At 39.4% G+C, this 1936-nt stretch carries 2 protein-coding genes; both read left to right on the forward strand.

Annotated features, from left to right (window positions below):
- Positions 1-106: 106 nt before the first annotated feature.
- Positions 107-1597, forward strand: coding sequence for a glutamate/gamma-aminobutyrate family transporter YjeM (yjeM, locus tag H5975_RS07910; RefSeq protein ID WP_204785582.1), 1491 nt, complete (start codon positions 107-109; stop codon positions 1595-1597).
- 80 nt (positions 1598-1677) lie between these two features.
- Positions 1678-1851: a hypothetical protein gene (locus tag H5975_RS07915; protein ID WP_204785583.1), complete on the forward strand. Its 174-nt coding sequence runs from the start codon at positions 1678-1680 to the stop codon at positions 1849-1851.
- Positions 1852-1936 lie beyond the last annotated feature (85 nt).

Raw genomic sequence — 1936 nt, forward strand, 5'->3', positions numbered from 1 at the left:
CAAAGGTTAGGACTTGAACTATTTAAATAATCTTTGATAAATTATACACACTAGCGCCATAAAGGTGTATAATTATTAACAATATGCAAAAGAAAGTAGTTTTGACATGAATAGCAAGAACACTCAAATTGGATTGAGTGCGTTAGTATTGATGATTTTTTCATCTATTTTCGGTTTTAGTAATTCATTAACCGCTTTTTATCAAATGGGTTATGCCAGTATTATCTGGTACATTGTCACTGCAGTGCTGTTTTTCTTACCATCAGCACTGATGTTTGCGGAATATGGGGCTTCATTTAAAGCTGCCAAGGGTGGTATCTTTTCCTGGTTACGGGGTTCAGTCAGTGAAAAGACTGCTTTTATAGGAACCTTCATTTGGTTGGCCGCATGGGTGGTTTGGTTAGTATCATCTACTCAGTATTTTTTGGTTTCAGTTTCTACCATGATTTCAGGAGCTGACCGAACTCAAACGTGGCGTTTATTTGGCCTTCCAGCAAATGAAACGCTGGGGATTTTGGAAATTATTTTTATGGTGATTGTGACCTGGATTGCATCACGGGGAATCAATAAGATCGCCAAAATTGCTTCTGTTTGTGGGGTTGCTACGCTAGGAATTTCCGTTATTTTTATCTTAGCGAGTTTGATTCTTTGGATTGCAAACCATGGTCAGCTGGCAGAACCAGTGACGGCGATTAGTTTGGTTAAGTCTCCTAATCATGACTTTGTATCACCAATCGCTGTGATTTCATTCATCGTTTATGCATTGTTTGCATATGGTGGTCTGGAAACGATGGCGGGAGTCATTGACTCAGTTCGTAAACCTGAAAAGACATTTCCGCGCGCATTAATTATTGCAATGATTATTATGACGCTGATTTATATTTTCACGATTTTCTTGTGTGGGGTCAGTGCTAATTGGCAACAAGTATTAGGACGGAGCCACGTTAACTTGGCTAACGTTGAATATGTGTTAATTAATAACATGGGACTTACCGTTGGTGCTAAGTTTGGGATGAGTCACGCTGGAGCAGCAATGCTTGGACGAATTTTCTCGCAAATTACCGCCCTTAGTGATGTGTTAGGTGGTTTAGGTGCTGCATTCGTCATGGTTTATTCACCAATTAAATCCTTTATTGAAGGGTGTGATCCACGGCTATTACCAAAGCGGCTTACTAAAATGAACGATGTTAATATGCCATCATTTGCCATGTGGTGTCAGGCGATTTTAGTTAGTGCCATCATTCTATTTATTTCGTTTGGTGGTAACGCTGCAAACCAGTTCTACACAATCCTTACTGACATGATGAACGTTTCGTCTTCAGCACCATACTTGTTTTTAGTGGGGGCCTTCCCATTCTTTAAGATGAAGAAGGACTTAGACCGGCCGTTTGTCTTTTATAAGAGTATGAAGTGGACCTGGGTAGTCTCAATTGTTGTTTGGCTAGTAGTCGCTGTAGGAATTCTCTTTACTTGTGTAGAGCCAATCCTGGAAAGACAATACTCAACGGCGTTCTGGACAGCATTTGGTCCTGTATTCTTTGGAGTTGTTGCGTGGGTATTTTACACTATTGCCGAACGCAAGAACGTCCTTGACTAAAAAAATTTATAAACGTTAAAACCAGATAGGAAACATCATCAATGATGCCTATCTGGCTTTCTTTTTGAGGAGAAAATGATATGAATTGGAAAAAGATGAAAAAATCAATAAAAGCCAACTTTTTTGCACTGCTCGATATTTTTGCTCAGGAAAGTGATTTTATTAATGGCGATCGTCGGAAAGCAATTCACCAGGCTAACCAGAAGAAACAATCTCATCAGATTAATCATTCCCGAAATGTCAATTTAAATTAGAAAAATGTTGAAAGCTGTTCATCTGTGACGTGACTTAGGAATACTTCAAGTGGTGTGCGGTAGTGAAGTGACTTCCGTGGAATAG

Origin of the sequence: Limosilactobacillus coleohominis (genome assembly GCF_016901675.1) — a bacterium.
GTDB lineage: Bacteria > Bacillota > Bacilli > Lactobacillales > Lactobacillaceae > Limosilactobacillus > Limosilactobacillus intestinavium.

Bases quoted from the DNA above. Each gene is read 5' to 3' on its own strand.
- yjeM (WP_204785582.1), top strand. From the start codon at position 107: ATGAATAGCAAGAACACTCAAATTGGATTGAGTGCGTTAGTATTGATG.
- H5975_RS07915 (WP_204785583.1), top strand. From the start codon at position 1,678: ATGAATTGGAAAAAGATGAAAAAATCAATAAAAGCCAACTTTTTTGCA.